14 protein-coding genes are annotated in these 16,292 nt (G+C 69.7%); 4 read left to right on the top strand and 10 right to left on the bottom strand.

Features of this window, described 5'->3' with window-relative positions:
- The 6 genes from ASC87_RS26545 to ASC87_RS26520 all read right to left on the bottom strand — a co-directional run bounded on the left by ASC87_RS26545 (position 1) and on the right by ASC87_RS26520 (position 6,862).
- Positions 1-1,659 (bottom strand): intermembrane transport protein PqiB, encoded by a 1,659-nt coding sequence (locus tag ASC87_RS26545; protein WP_200954533.1) that lies wholly within the window; start codon positions 1,657-1,659, stop codon positions 1-3.
- Positions 1,652-2,332, bottom strand: a complete 681-nt coding sequence (locus ASC87_RS26540; RefSeq protein ID WP_056670132.1) for a paraquat-inducible protein A — start codon at positions 2,330-2,332, stop codon at positions 1,652-1,654. The genes ASC87_RS26545 and ASC87_RS26540 overlap by 8 nt, the downstream gene beginning before the upstream one ends.
- A complete protein-coding gene (locus ASC87_RS26535; protein WP_056670129.1) occupies positions 2,329-2,997 on the bottom strand; it encodes a paraquat-inducible protein A in 669 nt (222 codons plus the stop codon). The genes ASC87_RS26540 and ASC87_RS26535 overlap by 4 nt, the downstream gene beginning before the upstream one ends.
- Positions 2,998-3,091: 94 nt before the next feature.
- Complete coding sequence (locus tag ASC87_RS26530; RefSeq protein WP_056670126.1) at positions 3,092-3,778, bottom strand: type 1 glutamine amidotransferase domain-containing protein; 687 nt, start codon at positions 3,776-3,778, stop codon at positions 3,092-3,094.
- A gap of 2 nt (positions 3,779-3,780) precedes the next feature.
- Positions 3,781-4,422 carry a DsbA family oxidoreductase gene (locus tag ASC87_RS26525; protein ID WP_056670123.1) on the bottom strand — a complete coding sequence of 214 codons (642 nt, stop codon included), beginning with the start codon at positions 4,420-4,422 and terminating at the stop codon, positions 3,781-3,783.
- 82 nt (positions 4,423-4,504) lie between these two features.
- Positions 4,505-6,862, bottom strand: a complete 2,358-nt coding sequence (locus ASC87_RS26520; RefSeq protein WP_056670119.1) for a membrane-bound PQQ-dependent dehydrogenase, glucose/quinate/shikimate family — start codon at positions 6,860-6,862, stop codon at positions 4,505-4,507.
- 178 nt (positions 6,863-7,040) lie between these two features.
- On the opposite strand from ASC87_RS26520, the gene ASC87_RS31300 reads away from it, so the two are divergent.
- Both ASC87_RS31300 and ASC87_RS31295 read left to right on the top strand, forming a co-directional pair.
- Positions 7,041-7,448 carry a type II toxin-antitoxin system RelE/ParE family toxin gene (locus ASC87_RS31300; protein WP_082568975.1) on the top strand — a complete coding sequence of 136 codons (408 nt, stop codon included), beginning with the start codon at positions 7,041-7,043 and terminating at the stop codon, positions 7,446-7,448.
- Positions 7,426-7,761, top strand: a complete 336-nt coding sequence (locus ASC87_RS31295) for a DNA-binding transcriptional regulator (RefSeq protein WP_164492012.1) — start codon at positions 7,426-7,428, stop codon at positions 7,759-7,761. The genes ASC87_RS31300 and ASC87_RS31295 overlap by 23 nt, the downstream gene beginning before the upstream one ends.
- A gap of 38 nt (positions 7,762-7,799) precedes the next feature.
- Here the strand turns inward: ASC87_RS31295 and ASC87_RS26515 are convergent, their stop codons facing one another.
- The 3 genes from ASC87_RS26515 to ASC87_RS26505 are packed head-to-tail and all read right to left on the bottom strand — an operon-like array spanning position 7,800 to position 10,526.
- A complete protein-coding gene (locus ASC87_RS26515; protein ID WP_056670116.1) occupies positions 7,800-8,777 on the bottom strand; it encodes a tripartite tricarboxylate transporter substrate binding protein in 978 nt (325 codons plus the stop codon).
- A gap of 1 nt (position 8,778) precedes the next feature.
- The gene (locus ASC87_RS26510) at positions 8,779-9,168 is read right to left on the bottom strand and encodes a hypothetical protein (protein ID WP_056670114.1); all 390 of its coding nucleotides are present in this window, start codon (positions 9,166-9,168) and stop codon (positions 8,779-8,781) included.
- Positions 9,165-10,526, bottom strand: a complete 1,362-nt coding sequence (locus ASC87_RS26505; protein WP_056670111.1) for an acyclic terpene utilization AtuA family protein — start codon at positions 10,524-10,526, stop codon at positions 9,165-9,167. Before ASC87_RS26505 ends, ASC87_RS26510 begins: the two co-directional genes overlap by 4 nt.
- A 104-nt stretch (positions 10,527-10,630) precedes the next feature.
- Between ASC87_RS26505 and ASC87_RS26500 the strand changes: the two genes are divergently transcribed.
- Entirely contained in the window at positions 10,631-11,557 is a 927-nt protein-coding gene (locus ASC87_RS26500) for a LysR family transcriptional regulator (RefSeq protein WP_056670502.1), read from the top strand.
- A gap of 62 nt (positions 11,558-11,619) precedes the next feature.
- Positions 11,620-13,515 (top strand): radical SAM protein, encoded by a 1,896-nt coding sequence (locus tag ASC87_RS26495; protein WP_056670107.1) that lies wholly within the window; start codon positions 11,620-11,622, stop codon positions 13,513-13,515.
- Positions 13,516-14,372: 857 nt separating this feature from the next.
- On the opposite strand, the gene ASC87_RS33535 is transcribed toward ASC87_RS26495, so the two are convergent.
- A complete protein-coding gene (locus tag ASC87_RS33535) occupies positions 14,373-16,220 on the bottom strand; it encodes a methyl-accepting chemotaxis protein (protein ID WP_056670105.1) in 1,848 nt (615 codons plus the stop codon).
- Positions 16,221-16,292 lie beyond the last annotated feature (72 nt).

Below are 16,292 nucleotides of genomic sequence, written 5' to 3'. Positions count from 1 at the left end.
TCAGCGGAGCTTGGCGTCATCCGGTTTGCCGCGCAGCAGCGATTCCGGGTGGCGCTCGAGGTAGTCGGTCAGCGTGCGCAGCGACTGGGCCGCGCGTTGCAGGTCGAGCATGGTCTGCTCGGCGTTGCGTTGCAGCGGGGCGTCGGGCGAGAGCAGGTGGCGGTCGGCGTCGCCGAGCGTCTTCTGCGCGGCCCCCATCGTCTTCTGCACCTCGTCGAGTGTCTTCTGCACGTCGACGAGCGCCTTCTGGGCCTCGGGGCTCAACTTCGCGATGGCCTGGTTCGCTTCCCGCAGCGTGGTGTTCAGGTTCTTGCCGATCTCGTCGAACGGCACCTTGTTGATCTTGTCGACGATCTCGGCGATCTGCGGCTGCAGTTCGCTCAGCGTGCCGGGTACCGTGGGGATGGACGGCACCTGGCTCTGCGTGTCGAGGGTCACGCGGCGGCTGCGCGGGATGAAGTCGAGGGCGATGTACATTTGCCCGGTGATCAGGTTGCCGCTGCGCGCCTGGGCACGCACGCCGTTGTCGACCAGGCGCTTGAGCAGCAGCACGTCACGGCGCGCCGGGTCGGTGCCGGGTTCGGTGAGCGACTCGCGGGCCTGGCCGAGGCGCAGCGGGTAGATGTCGGCCGTCACCTCGATCGGGAAACGCTGCCCCTTGCGGTCGTAGTCGATGCCGATGGACCGCACGGTGCCGATCTCGATGCCGAGGAAATCGAGCGGCGCCCCCACCGACAGGCCGCGCACCGATTGCTCGAACACCATGCGCACGCGCAGCGGATCGCCGTCGGGCGGGGCCATCGCTGTCTTGCGATCGGGAAACAGCGGGAACCGGTGGCCGTCGGCGGCCGGGGGCAGCTTGTTGTATTCGACGGGCCGCTCGAACGCGAGGCCACCCGACAGCACGGAGGCCAGCGTCTGTGTGTTCAGCGTGAGGCCGTTGGCGTTGATGGCCAGGTCCACCCCGCTCGCGTTCCAGAACCGCGTCTGCGGGTTGATCAGCTTGTCGTACGGCGCCTGGACGAAGATCTGCACGGCGATCTCGTCGGCATCCGGGTCGAGCTTGTAGCCCACGACCCGGCCCACGCGGGTGCGCCGGTAGTAGATGGGCGAACCCACGTCGAGTGACCCCAGGTCGCTGGTGCGCAGCGCAAAGCCACGGCCCGGTTCGCCACGCAGCAGGAAAGGCGGGCCGGGCAGGCCCTCGAACTCGGTCTGGCTTTCGGCCGACACCCCCGCGTCCACGCCGATGTAGGCGCCCGAGAACAGCGTCTCGATGCCGCTCACGCCGCCGATGTCGATGCGCGGCCTGACCACCCAGAACCGGGTGTCCTCCACCGCGAGCGACGCGGCCGAACGGCTCAGGCGCACCGTGGCCACGACGCGGGAGCGGTCGTCGTTGAACGCCACGGTCTCGACGCGGCCCACGACCACCTCCTTGAACCGCACCTCGGTCTGCCCGGGGCGCAGTCCGTCGGCGCCTTCGAACTGGATGGTGAGCACCGGGCCGGTGGCCAGGATGCTGCGCACGAGCAGCGAGATGCCGACGATGAGCGCCACGATGGGCACCAGCCACACGAGCGAGGGCCCCCGCCATTTGCGGGTGATCGGCTCGGGTGCGGCAAGGGGGGGAGCGCTGGTGTCGTCGGACTCACTCATGGGGTGCGGGTGGTGCAGGGGCAGGGGGATTGTCGGCCGGATCGGGCCAGAGGAGCCGGGGATCGAAACTGGAGACGGCAAGGATGGTCAGCACCACCACGGCGCCGAACGCGAGCAGCCCGGATTCCGGTTCCACACCGGCAAACGGACCGAAGTGGATCATGCCCACCAGCAGCACGACCACGAACACGTCGAGCATGGACCAATGGCCCACGGCCTCGATCCAGCGGTACATCGTGGTGCGTTCGCGCGAGCACCAGGTGGACGCCTTGCCGGCCGTCATCAGCAGCATCAGGATGGTCACCAGCTTGACGATGGGCACGCCCACGCTGGCGACGAACACGATCAGGGCGAGGCCCCAGTCGCCGGCCACCCACAGTTCGTGGATGCCGCCGAGGATGGTGTGGCTCACGGTGCCCTGGAGGCTCACCGTGGACATCACCGGCAACATGTTGGCCGGCAGGTACAGCAGCAACGCGGCCCAGGTGTAAGCCCACGACTTCTCGAGGCTGCGCGGCGCGCGGTGGTGCAGCGCGGTGCCGCAGCGCGGGCATGCGAGGGCGGCATCGGGGGCCACGCGGCCCACGGCCTCCGACACCCGCCCGCAGGTGTGGCAGCTGAACAGGCCGAGCTGTCGGCCCGTGTGGAGGGTGTCGTCGCCCGGGGTGCTCATCCGGCCCCCAGTTCGCTGCCGCGTTTCCACATGCCGTGCAGGCCGGATGCGGTGATGGACGTCAGCAGCAGCGTCAGCGCCGCATAGCCGAACATGCCCACGCCGGGCACCAGGTCGGCGACCCCCGCGCTGCGCACCATCGACACGAGGGCGCTGAGCATGAACACCTCGACCATGCTCCAGTAGGTGCACCAGCGCAGCGCCCGCATCGCGAAGCGAAAGCGCGGGGGCACCTGGCCTGCCACGAGGAACCCCAGCACGTAGAGCCGCAGGAGGATGAGCGCGGCCGGAAACACGAGCGCGGTGGCCGTGGCCAGCATCGCCACGAGCGGCTGGCCGATGCGCCAGGTGAGAGAGATCGCGTGGGGCAGGGTGACGCTGATCCGGATGCCCTGCAGGTCGAGTGCGACCAGCGGCGACAGGTTGCCGATCAGCAGGAACACGAGCGCTGCCAGCGCGAAGGCAAGCTGCCCGGCGGTGGTGACGACGTGGCTGCGGCCCAGCAACGCGCCGCAGCGCCTGCACCGGGCCACGTGGCCCCGGGCCAGCCGGATGCGGCCGTGGACCGCATCGCACTCGTCACACACCACGAGCTCGGGCCGGGCCACCAGCACCGGCTGCGCCGGCAGTGCCCCGGGGGGCAGCGCGGCGGTGGCGTGGGTCAAGGTGTGGGGTGGGGCCGGGGGCATCGTTGGGGAAGGGTGGGATCGGTCCAGGGTGCATAGCATGCCAGAGACCGGCGCTTCCCCGTGGCCGGGGTCAGCGTCCCAGCTGTTTCACCACCAGTTCGGCCGCCGCCTCGGAGGACGCCGGGTTCTGCCCGGTGATCAGGTGCCCATCGGCCAGGGCATGCGACTGCCAGTCGGGGCCACGCGAGAACACACCGCCGCACGAAGTGAGCATGTCCTCCACGAGGAACGGCACCACGTCCGTCAGTTGCACGGCCGCTTCCTCGGAATTGGTGAAGCCGGTGACCTGGCGGCCCTTCACGAGGGGTTCGCCGCTCGCACCCTTCACGTGCCGCAACACACCGGGGGCGTGGCACACCGTGGCCACGGGCTTGCCGGCCCGGTCGAACTGCTCGATCAGCGCGATGGAGACGGGGTCCTCCGCCAGGTCCCAGAGCGGGCCGTGGCCGCCGGGGTAGAACACCGCGTCGAAGTCGCCGGCCTTCACGGTGGTGAGTGGCCGCGTGGAGGCCAGCGCCTGCTGGGCGGCAGTGTCCTTGCGGAAGCGTTCGGTCGAGGCGGTCTGGGCGTCAGGGGCGTCGCTCTTCGGGTCGAGCGGCGGCTGTCCGCCCTTCGGCGACGCGAGGGTCACGGCCGCGCCGGCGTCGACGAACGTGTAGTACGGCGCGGCGAACTCCTCCAGCCAGAAACCCGTCTTGTGGCCGGTGTTGCCCAGCTGGTCGTGCGAGGTCAGCACCATCAGGATCTTCTTGGCCATGGTCATGCTCCGGGTGCCGCGGCGATCTGCCGCAGCGCTTGTTCGAACACCTCGGCCGGCTGGCCGCCCTGGATCAGGTGGCGGCCGTCGATGATGACGGCCGGCACCGCGTGGATGCCCTGCTGCTGGTAGAACTGTTCCTGCTGGCGCACGTCGTCGGCGTACGCGCCGCTCGCCAGCACCTCGCGGGCGCGGGTTTCGTCGAGCCCCACCTCGCCGGCCACGCGCACGAGCAGCGTGTGGTCGCTCGGGTCCTCGCCGTCGGTGAAGTAGGCCTTGAACAGCGCGAGCTTCAGCTCGTGCTGGCGGCCCTCGAGCTCGGCCCAGTGCAGCAGGCGGTGGGCATCGAAGGTGTTGTAGATGCGGCGGCGCGCACCCATCGAAAACGTGAAACCCACCGTCGCCCCGCGGGCGCGGATGGCCTCGCCGTTCTGGGCCACCTGCTCGGGAGACAGGCCGTACTTCTCGCCGAGGTGCTCGGCGACGTCCTGGCCATCCGGGCCCATGGTGGGGTTCAGCTCGAACGGCTGGAAATGCAGCTCGGCCTGCAGGCCGGGCCCGATGCGCTCCAGTGCGGTTTCGAGGGACTTGAGGCCGATGGCGCACCAGGGGCAGGAGACGTCGGAGACAAAATCGATCTTCATGGTGTGGGGTGTGGCCGGCGAAGCCGCGATGATCGCCGGAGCGGGGGCCCCGGCGCGCCAGTGTGGCTTTTGCGCGGGTATGTTAACGGGGCAGCGCGTAGGCGATCACGTGGTCGCCCGGCGTGGTGCCCAACGAGCCGTGGCCGCCGGCCACCACCAGCAGGTACTGCCGGCCGTCCTCACCGGTGTAGGTCATCGGCGTGGCCTGGCCGCCGGCCGGCAGGCGCTGCTCCCACAGCATGCGGCCGTCGGTCACCCCGTAGGCCCGCACCGCGTTGTCGATGGTGCCGGACAGGAATGCCACGCCGCCTGCCGTCACCACCGGACCGCCGATGTTCGGCACCCCCATGCGAAACGGCAGCGGCAGCGGCGTGATGTCGCGCACCGTGCCGTTGCGGTGCCGCCAGGCCACCTTGCCCGTGACGAGGTCGGCGCCGGCCACGTAGCCCCACGGCGGCGCCTGGCACGGAATGCCCAGCGGCGACGTGAATGGGCCGAGCTTCACCGCGAACGGCGCGCCGAAGTTTTCGTTGAGTGCCGGCAGCGGGGCCTTCGGCGGGGACTTGCCCTGGACGTACTGGGTGGTGCCGTCCGCCCGAGGCACCAGTGTCGAGACGAACGCCAGGTAGGTGGGGGTGGCGAACACCACCTGGCGCTGCGGGTCCACCGCCACGCCGCCCCAGTTGAACACGCCGAAGTTGCCGGGGTAGATGAGCGAACCGCCGGTGGACGGCGGCGTGTAGCGCCCCTCGTAGCGCAGCTGGTGGAACGCGATGCGGCAGGCCAGCTGGTCGAACAGCGTGGCGCCCCACATGTGGTGCGGGGTGAGGGGTGGCGGGTCGAACGACAGCGCCGACACGGGCTGCGACGGGGCGGTGCGGTCCCCTGCCGCGGCGCCCTGGGGGGCCGCCTTTTCCGTGACGGGCAGCAGTGGCTGGCCGGTGCGCCGGTCGAGCACGTACAGCTCGCCCTGTTTCGTGGGCTGCACGAGCGCGGGCACCGGCGCGCCGTTGATGGTGAGGTCCACCAGCGTGGGCTGGGCCGGCACGTCGTAGTCCCACAGGTCGTGGTGCACGGTCTGGAAATGCCAGCGCACCTGGCCCGTGGCCAGGTCGAGTGCCACCACCGACGACGAATAGCGTTCCGCTGCCGCGCTGCGCGCACCGCCCCACTGGTCGGGCGGCTGGTTGCCGAGGGGCACGTACACCATGCCCAGCGTTTCATCCACGCTCGACACCGACCAGCTGTTGGGCGAGCTGGGCGTGTAGTGCTGCCCGGCGGCCAGCGGGGTGGAGGTGTCGGGATTGCCGGCGTCCCAGTTCCACACGAGTGTGCCGGTGTCGATGTCGAATGCACGGATGACCCCGGAGGGTTCCGTGGTGGAGACGTTGTCGAGCACCGTGCCCCCCACGATCACGAGGCGCTTCGTCACGACCGCGGGCGACGTGGAATAGTACGAGCCGCGGTTCACGTTCGGCATGCCGGCCCAGAGGTCGATGTGGCCTGTCCCGCCGCCGAAGCCGGTGCATGGCGCCCCGTTCCCCGGGTTCAGCGCCAGCAGCCGGCCGTCGGCGGTGGGCATGAACAGCTTGGACGGGCAGGTGTCTCCCGGCACGGGGGACGGCCCCGGGTGGTACGACACCCCGCGGCAGGTGAGGTGTTGCAGCGCCAGTTCGCCCTGCACCTTCGGGTCGTGGCGCCAGAGTTCCTTGCCGGTGGTGGCGTCGAGGGCGATCACCGATTGGTGGGGCGTGCAGAGGTACAGCCGGTTGTCCACCTTCAGCGGCGTGACCTCGAACGTGGTTTCCACCGGGTCGCCGGGTTGGCCGCGGAAGTCACCGGTGCGGTAGGTCCAGGCGGGCCGGAGGTTCGCGACATTCTCCGGCGTGATCTCGCGCAACGGGGAATACCGCTGGCCGAACCCGGTGCGGCCATACGCCATCCAATCGCCATCGGGCACGGGGGCGGCGGCCAACGGCAGGTCGCGTGCGGGCAGTTCGCCGCCCACGTCGTGCGGGTCGAAGAACCAGGTGGCCACGGCCACCAGCAGCGAGGCCCCGAGCACGGCCCCGAGCACGCCACGCCCGCGGATGCGCACGCCCGGCGCGCCGGGCCACGGCAGCAGCAACCACACGGCCACCAGCACGAACACGTCGGCGCGGGCGGCGAGGGGCCACCAGTCGAGGCCGCCCTCCCAGAGCGCCCACAGCACGGTGGTGCCCAGCAGCAGCGCATGCACGGCCAGCGCCTGGCGCCGGCCGAGGGCCAGCAGCACACCGATGACGATCAACAGCAGGCCGGCGCCTGCGTAGAACCACGAACCGCCCAGCGCGGCCAGCCAGACACCGCCGCCGGTGAGCGCCAGGCCGAGCAGCGTGATGACGCCGCCGCCGATGGGGCGGTGGGGTAGCGGCAGGGCGGAGGGGGGCGGGATGGGCATCGGGGGTGTCCGGAGCGGCGCGGAGCCGGGCCCGCGGGACAAGCAAGCGGCGCTCCCGGCACGATTCCGGCACACGCCCTGGCTGCTCGCCACCACGCTTCGAAGGGTGGTGGCTGAGGAATTGTGACCTGGAACAAACCCGGAACCGTTGCACCTGGTGCTATACTTCTAACCGTCTATGCAAGCCAAACCTCAATCCAGACGAGTCTTCAAGACCAGGACGTTCGACCGCTGGGCCAAGAAGGTTCTTTCTGACAGCGCGCTATGTGTTGCAGCGCGTGAGATCGAGCAGGGACAATTTGAGGCCGAGCTGGGTCAAGGTATTTGCAAGAAGCGCGTTGCGGTAGCCGGGCAGGGCAAGAGTGGTTCGACGCGAACGTTGGTCGCGAAGCGCAATCCTCATGCAATCATTTTCCTTTTCGGCAGAGAGAAGAGCGAGCCAGGCGATGATTTCCCCGACGCTGTGGTCGAAACGGCCAAGGTCATTTCCGCTTCGATGCAAAAATTTGGGGGCGAGAAGTTGAATGAGCTCGTCGAGGGCGCAGTACTTAAGGAGATATGCAATGCCTCGAAAGAAAGTAAATGAAGACGCACGCCTGCTCCAGGAAGCTCTGGAGACGGCGGAAGACTTGTTTGCGTACGGGGTTTTGTCGAAACCGAACCTTGCCAAGGTTCGCGTGCTTTGCGAGGTGCCTCCTGATTATTCTCCCGAGCACGTCGTAAAGATTCGGACCAAGGTTGCCAAGATGAGTCAGTCTGTCTTCGCCACGTTCTTGAACGTGAGCGTTTCGACAGTGCAAAAGTGGGAATCGCCCAGGGCCGAAAAGCATCCCAGTGGCGCGGCTGCAAAGCTTCTGCAAATTGTCGAAGCAAAGGGTGTGGAAGCACTCATTGCTTGAGCGCGGTATCAGAGGCTGGGGGCGAGGCCCCCAGCCGATCACTCCGCCTCGATGCCGGCCGCCTTGATCACGTTGCCCCACTTCACCGTCTCGGCCACCTGGAACTTGGCCAGGTCGGCCGGCGAGGTGGTCCATGCGTCGCCGCCGGTGCTCTCGTAGAACGACTTGGCAGCAGCGCCCTGGGTGGCGTTGACCAGCAACTCGTGCACGCGGGCGACCACGGGGGCCGGGGTGTTCGCCGGCAGGTACGCGGCGAACCAGTAGGTGAACTCGTAGCCCTTCACGCCTGCCTCGGCGATGGTGGGCACGTCGGGCAGCATGGGCAGGCGTCTGGCCGTGGACACGCCGAGCGCCCGCAGCTTGCCACCCTTCACGTGGGGCACGCCGGTGGCGGTGTCGGTGATCATCAGGTCGATCTGGCCGCCGATCAGGTCGGTCACGGCGTTCGGGTTGCTCTTGTAGGGCACGTGCAGGATGTCGGTGTGCGTGAGCTGCTTGAACATCTCCACCGCCATGCGGCTGGACGAACTGCCGCCGCCGAACGTCAGCTTGCCGGGCGCCTGCCTGGCCGCCGCGATCAGCTCGCCCACGGACTTCCACGGCGATTCGGTGCGCACCACGAGCACCTGGCCGCCCTTGCCGAGGCCGGTGACGGGCGTGAAGTCTTTCACCGGGTCGTACGGCATCTTCTTGAAGAGGTGCTGGTTGGCCGCCTGGGTGGTGTTGGTGGCGATCAGCACGGTGTAGCCGTCGGCCGGTGCACGGGCCACGTACTGTGCCGCGAGCATGCCGTTGGCGCCCGCCTTGTTGTCGATGACGACGGCCTGCTTCGACTCCTGGCTCACCGCCTGGCCGAGGGCCCGGGCCAGCTGGTCGGTGGCGCTGCCCGCGGCAAACGGCACGATGAAGGTGATGGGCTTGGCGGGGAAGGTCTCGGCGCGAGCCGGTGTGGCGGCCGCGAAGGCAAGGGAAAGGGCAAGGGCGCCGACCAGGCGGCGGCGGGGCGTGAAGGTCATGTCAGGTCTCCTGCGAGGGGAAGGGATGGTAATCCGCCGCCTCGCCGACGAGGTCGTCGGCCAGGTCGATCGGCAGCGTGAGGGGCAGGTCGAGCAGCAGGAACGACAGCGACTTGCCGTGGCTGTCGAGGTTCAGGGCGTCGTTGACACCCCCGTCGAGCACGTCGTCCAGCACGAAGTTCATCGCGTGCAGGCCGGGCACCAGGTAGCGGGTGACCCGGGTGGGCCGGCGGTGGCGGAACAGGTGGGCCACGGCGACCTCGGTGACCTGGGCCACCAGCGTGTCCCAGAGGCGGGGTGACCAGGCGATCACGCTGATGTTGGAGCGGTTGCCCTTGTCGCCGGTGCGCCCGTGGGCGGCCCGGTGGAGCGGCACGGTGACGGTGTTCATGCGGTGGTCTCCTCGATGAACGCCCACGTGGTGGGCACCTCGGTGCGTGGCACCGAACACGACACGGTGCCGAGCCGTGGCCGCACGCTGGTGCGCACGCCGCCGCCGCCAGCCGGGCCGCAGGTGTACAGCGCCGTCACCTCGCGGCCCAGGCGTTCGGCCGTGCCGCGGTCGGGGTGGTTGGCGGCCACGCGCAGGCGAACGTCGCGGGCGTCGCCCGCAGGGTGGTCGGCGAGCGCCCGGCCGCCGTCGTCGGCCAGCACGCTGGTCACGCCGATCAGGTCCACGCGCAGCGGGCCGAGCACGGCCAGGCGTTCGCGCAGCACGTCGGCTGCGAGGCGTGCACGGGCTTCGGCGCGTGCGCCGGCGTAGGAGATCTCGCCCTCGGCGAACCAGCCCGCCTCGACACACACGTTGACCTTCAGCCCGTCCGGCCGGGGGTGGCCGCGCACACCGGCCAGCCGCACGCGGTCGGGCCCGGTTTCGGTGACGGTGGCACCCATGATGTCGGCCACCACGTCGGGCGTGAGGTAGGCGGCCGGGTCATGCACCTCGTACAGCAGCTGTTCCTTGACCGTGTGGATGTCGATGCGCCCACCGGTGCCCGGGGGTTTGGTGATGGTGCAGTGGCCGTCGGCATCGATCTCGGCGATGGGGTACCCGAGGGAGGCCAGGCCCGGGACGTCCTTGTGGCCCGGGTCGGCGTAATAGCCGCCGGTGACCTGCGCGCCACACTCGAGCAGGTGGCCGGCCATCGTGGCGCGGGCCAGGCGGTCCCAGTCGGTGCGGTCCCAGCCGAAGTGGGCCAGTGCCGGGCCCACGGTGAGCGACGGGTCGGCCACGCGGCCGCACACCACCACGTCGGCCCCGGCCACGAGCGCATCGGCGATGGCCTCGGCGCCGATGTACGCGTTGGCGCTGACGATCGCCAGGCCACCCAGGTGGTCTCCGAGCGCCGCTGCCAGCACGGGGCGGCTCGCGGGCCCGCTCAGGTCATCACCCCGCACCACGGCGATTCGCGGGGCGCGCAGCCCCAGCTCGCGGGCGATGCGCGCGATGTGGCGGGCCGCCCCGTCGGGGTTGGCCGCCCCGAAGTTGCTGACGATGCGGATGCCGGCGGCCAGGCAGCGGGCGAGCACGGGCCGCACGAGGTCGTCGAGCAGCGGCTCGTAACCGGCCCCGGGGTCGTGGCGGCGCGCCAACTGCGCGAGTGCCAGCGTGCGTTCGGCCAGCGTCTCGAAGATCAGCACCGCCGGACCGCCGGCCGCGGCCAGCGCATCGACCACCGGGCCGGCGGCGTCGGTGCGGTCGCCGGAGAAACCGGCGGCACAGCCTACCCGCAGGATGGGTTCCATCATTGTTGCTCCCGCACCCGCGGACAGGCCGGTGCACAGGGGGCACTGTAGGCAACTCGATCTATTGCGGGAAGTCCAAAGATCGGATCGAATGATCTGAAATGCAGATCAATCTGTCCACCCGCCAGCTCCGCGCGTTCGTCACGCTGGCCGAGCAGCGCAACTTCACCCGTGCGGCGGCGCTCACGCACCTGTCCCAGCCGGCGTTCAGCGCCCTGATCCGTTCGCTGGAGCAGGGCCTGCAGCAACGCCTCTTCGAGCGCAGCACCCGCCACGTCGAACTGACCACCGAGGGCCGGGAGTTCGAGCCGTCGGCCCGCCGCCTGCTCGCCGAGTTCGAAGGGGCCGTGGCCAGCGCAGCCGACTACGCCATGCGCCGGCGCGGGCGGGTGGCCGTGGCCCTGCTGCCGTCGCTGGCGGCTGGCTGGCTGCCCGGCGTGCTGGCCACGTTCCGAGCGGCGTACCCGGCCATCGAACTCGCGGTGCGCGACGTGTTGTCGGAAGCCTGCGTGGATGCCGTGCGCAGCGGCCAGGCCGATTTCGCCATTGCCGCCGTGCGTGCCGACACCCCGGAGTTGCAGGCCGAGCCGTTCTGCAGCGACCGCTTCCACCTGGTGTGCCCCGCGGCCCATCCGCTGGCGTCGGCGGGGTCGGTGCGTCCGCGCGACGTGGCGACCGTGCCGTTCGTGCACCTGTCGCGCACGAGCAGCGTGCGCCAGTACCTCGACGCGGCGCTGCACCCGCTGCAGCTGAACACGCTGATGGAGGTGGACCAGCTCGCCACCGTGATGGGCATGGTGGGCGCGGGGCTCGGGGTCAGCATCGTGCCGTCGCTCGCGCTGTTCCACTTCCGGCACCCGCAGGTGGTGACCCGGCCGCTCGCGTGGCCCGGGCTCACGCGGCAGCTCTACCTCGTGCGCAGGCGGGACCGGGGCCTGTCCATCGCCAGCCAGGGCCTGTACGACCTGGTCATGCAGCACCGCCCGGCGGACGATGCCCCTGCGCGCGCGAAGGCGAAGGGGCGGCCCCGCTGACACGCCGGAAAGCCCCGCACTGGCAGAATGCGGGTCTGGCCTGCTGTCGTTCGTCCTCCCCCATGCGCATCCTGTCCGTCATCCCCCCGATGACGCAGCTCAACACCCCGTACCCGTCTACCGCCTACCTGACCGGGTTCCTGCGGTCGCGCGGGTTCGACGCCGTGCAGGAAGACCTGGCGCTCGCGCTGGTGCTGAAGCTCTTTTCCGTGGCCGGACTGCGCGAGGTGCGCACCTGCATCGACGCCATGCCCGAGGCCGCGCGCAGTGCCAACGTCCATGCGTTCCACGACCGCTTCGACCGCTACCTGGCCACCATCGACCCGGTGCTCGCGTTCCTGCAGGGCCGCGACGCCACGCTCGCCCACCGCATCTGCGGCCGGTCCTTCCTGCCCGAGGGCTCGCGGTTCACCTCGCTCGACGTGTACGTGGACGACGATGGCGGCGACCCGCTCGCGTGGGCGTTCGGCGCGCTGGGCCTGCAAGACCGGGCCCGCCACCTCGCCACGCTGTACCTGAACGACCTGGCCGACGTGCTGCGCGATGCGGTGGACCCGCGGTTCGAGTTCGTGCGTTACGCCGAGTCCCTCGCGCAGAGCCAGCCCACGTTCGACCCGCTCGCCGAGGCGCTGGCGGCGCCGCTCAACCTCGTCGACCGCACATTGCACGACCTCACGCTCGACGCCGTGCGCCGCCACGCGCCCACGCTGGTGCTGGTGTCCGTGCCGTTCCCGGGTGCGGTGTACGCGGCGTTCCGCATCGCGCAGTCCATCAAGGCCCACGATCCCACCATCGTCACCGCACTCGGCGGCGGGTTCGTCAACACCGAGCTGCGCGAGTTGTCCGACCCGCGGGTGTTCGACCACTTCGATTTCGTCACGCTCGACGCGGGCGAGCGGCCGTTGCTGGCGCTGCTCGACCACCTGGCCGGCAAGCGGTCCAGCCAGCGGCTGGTGCGCACGTTCCTGCGCCCGGCCGGCGAGGCGGTGGTCAAGTTCGCCGACATGGGCGAGCCTGACATCGCGTTCGCCGAGGTGGGCACGCCCACGTGGGACGGCCTGCCGCTCGACCGCTACCTGTCGCTGCTCGACATGCTGAACCCGATGCACCGGCTGTGGTCCGACGGCCGCTGGAACAAGCTGACGGTGGCCCATGGCTGCTACTGGAAGAAGTGCAGCTTCTGCGACGTGAGCCTCGACTACATCTCGCGCTACGACGGGGCGTCCGCGGCCACGCTCGTGGACCGCATCGAGTCCATCGTGCAGGAGACGGGGCAGACCGGCTTCCACTTCGTCGACGAGGCGGCGCCGCCCAAGGCGCTGAAGGCGCTGGCGGCCGAACTGCAGCGGCGGCAGACGTCCATCTCGTGGTGGGGCAACATCCGCTTCGAGAAGACCTTCAGCCCCGAGCTGTGCCTGCAGCTGGCCGACAGCGGGTGCATCGCGATCTCGGGCGGGCTCGAGGTGGCGTCCGACCGGCTGTTGAACCTGATGAAAAAGGGCGTGTCGGTGGAGCAGGTGGCCCGTGTCACGCGCGCGTTCTCCGACGCGGGCATCCTGGTGCACGCATACCTGATGTACGGCTTCCCGACCCAGACCGTGCAGGACACGGTGGATGCGCTCGAGTACGTGCGCCAGCTGTTCGAGAACGGCTGCATCCAGAGCGGCTTCTTCCACCGCTTCGCATGCACCGTGCACTCACCGGTGGGCAAGGACCCCGCGGCCTATGGCGTCACGCTGGAGCCCCTGCCGCCGGTGTCGTTCGCCAAGAACGACGTGGGGTTCCACGACCCCACCGGCACCGACCACGACGCGCTGGGCTTTGCGCTCAAGAAGGCGCTCTACAACTACATGCACGGCATCGGCCTCGAGGAGGACGTGCGGCAGTGGTTCGACATGCCGGTGCCACGCACCACGGTGCACAAGCACCGGATCGCGCGGGCGTTGTCGGTCAAGTAGTTGTCCCGGCGAACGCCCACTGCGGTCCGGGGAAAATCCCCGTCACCCCGTCACCCCGTCACCCCGTCACCCCCGTCACCCCGGCGGACGCCGGGGCCCACTGCGCGCTGTGAGTTGCGTTTTCTCTCTGGCGAGGCCGCGCCGGGTCTCGGCCCGGCAGCCGACCCACTTTCTCGCGCGAGAAAGTGGGCAAAGAGCGCCCCCCGGAGGAGGCGGTCCCAGTCGGCTTCGCCGCCTGCGACTGCTCTGCGGTGCTCGCGTCTTGGGGGCGAGCCCACAACTCGCCTTCGGCTCAAACAAGTGGGCTCGACCGCCGCTGCGCGGCGGCAACCCCCAAGCCGCTGCGCTCCTCGACGCCTCCTACGGGGGGAACCCCGTGCACTCGCTTCGCCTCGTGCTGGAGGGCGCGCACMTCGCTTGCGCGATGTGCGGCGAGCGAATCCGGGAGCGACGCGGGGCAACCATCCACCAAGCCGGAGACCCGTCCAGGGTGACGCGAGTGGCACGGGTGGTGCGGTGCCTGGGAAGGCAGACCCCGGGAGCCAGGGCGTGGAGAGACGTCCTGGCTTGATCGAGTCCTCGGCGTACACCGAGCGAGTCCCGCTCAGCCGAAGCGTCTGGGCAAAGGTCTGGGAAGCTGGTGTTGAGGTGTTTTCTTGGTTCCTTCTTTTTCACCAGAACAAGAAGGGACTCGGCTGCCGGGCCGAGACCCGGCNTCTTGGTTCCTTCTTTTTCACCAGAACAAGAAGGGACTCGGCTGCCGGGCCGAGACCCGGCGCGGCCTCGCGCAGCGAGAAAACGCAACTCGCAGCGACCAGTGGGCCCCGGCGTGCGCCGGGGTGACGGGGTTGCCCCCGTCAGAACGACTCCCAGTCATCCGTGCCCGTGTTCGACGCCGCTGCAGTCGGAACCACCTTCGGCGCGGTAGCCACCGGAGCCGGCAGGGCCTTCGGCGCGGCGGCCTTGAAAGCCGGCCGCACGACGTTGGTGGCACGGTTCGGGCTGCGGCGTTCCACCAGGGGCTGCCTGGCCTCGGCCTTCTGCCCCACCATCGGCACGCTCACCGGCGCCGCGGCACGAAAGCCCTGGTCGAGCTTGAACACCGACACGGCGTCCAGCAGCGCACGCGCCTGGGTCTTGAGGCTCTCGGCGGCGGCCGCGGATTCTTCCACCAGCGCGGCGTTCTGCTGCGTGGCCTGGTCCATCTGGGTCACGGCTTCACCTACCTGGGCCACGCCGCTGCTCTGTTCGGCGCTGGCGGCGCTGATCTCGCCCATGATGTCGGTGACCCGGCGGATCGACGACACCACCTCCTGCATCGTGACACCGGCCTGGTCCACGAGGGTCGTGCCCTGGTCCACGCGTTCGACGCTGTCGCTGATGAGGGTCTTGATCTCCTTGGCGGCTTCCGCGCTGCGTTGCGCGAGCGAACGCACCTCGCTGGCCACCACCGCGAATCCGCGGCCCTGTTCGCCTGCGCGTGCGGCTTCCACCGCGGCGTTCAGCGCGAGGATGTTCGTCTGGAACGCGATGCCGTCGATGACGCTGATGATGTCTTCCACCGCGGCGTTCAGCGCGAGGATGTTCGTCTGGAACGCGATGCCGTCGATGACGCTGATGATGTCGACGATCTTCTTCGAGCTGGCGTTGATGCCCTTCATCGTGTCCACCACGCGGCTCACCACTTCACCGCCTTGAACGGCCACCGTGGAGGCGCCCATCGCGAGCTGGTTGGCCTGGCGGGCGTTGTCGGCGTTCTGCTTGACGGTGCTCGACAGCTCTTCCATCGACGCGGCCGTTTCCTCCAGCGCGCTCGCCTGCTGTTCGGTGCGGGCGCTCAGGTTGGTGTTGCCCGAGGCGATCTCGGCACTGGCGGTGGCCACGCCGTCGGCGTTCTGGCGCACGCCGCCCACGATCTGCGCGAGGCGGTCCTTCATGCCGGACAGGGTCTGCAGCAGCACCGCGGTCTCGTCCTTGCCGGTGGCGCTCAGGTCCACCGTCAGGTCGCCGGCGGCGATGCTCTCGGCCGCACGCACGGCACGGGCCACGGGGCGGGTGATCAGGCGCGTGATCCACACGGCCATCAGCGCGGCCATCGCCACGGCGGCCGCGACGAACGAGATGATCCAGGCGCGGGCGCTGTGGAAGGTGGCCTCGGCCTGTTTGCCCGCGCCGGCAGCGCCGTTGATGTTGGCGTCGGCCAGCTGGGTGCTGGTGGCCACCAGCTGGTTGAAGTTGCCGGAGGCCTCGCCCTGGAGCCACGCGCGGGCCTCGGGGAACTGCGCCTCGCCACCGGCGGCCAGTTCAGCGAGCTTGCGGTGGGCGGCGTCGAAGGAGACCCGGTCGGACTTCAGCTGCTGGAACCCTTCGCGCTCCGCATCGGAGGACATGTGCTTCTCGAAATCGGCCATCTGCTCGTCGAGGCGTTTCGTGGCGATGGCAAACGACTTCTGCGCCGCTTCGGACTGTTTGGCATCGGCGGCCAGCACGAGGTCGACCTGCGCGCGGCGTGCCGTGTTCAGCGTGCCGCGGATGTCGGTGGCGATCAACACCCCGGGCAACCAGTTGCCGGCGATGTCGGCCGTGTTGCTGTTCAGGCGCGACAGCTGGATCACCGAGAACGTGCCGACGGCCGTGGTCAGGAGCACCACGGCAAGAAACGCGGTGCCGAGCTTGGCGCCAAGCTTGAGGTCTGAGAATTTCATGGGCGAGGGCTTTCTGGGATGACGCGATCAGACGCGCGCACGGCGGCGCGCGACATAGGGGTACGACTGCCT

It is taken from the genome of Rhizobacter sp. Root1221 (genome assembly GCF_001425785.1).
In the GTDB taxonomy this organism is placed as follows: Bacteria; Pseudomonadota; Gammaproteobacteria; order Burkholderiales; family Burkholderiaceae_C; genus Rhizobacter.
Note: the sequence above shows the minus strand (reverse complement) of the source record. Positions and strands in the feature narration are given on the sequence as shown.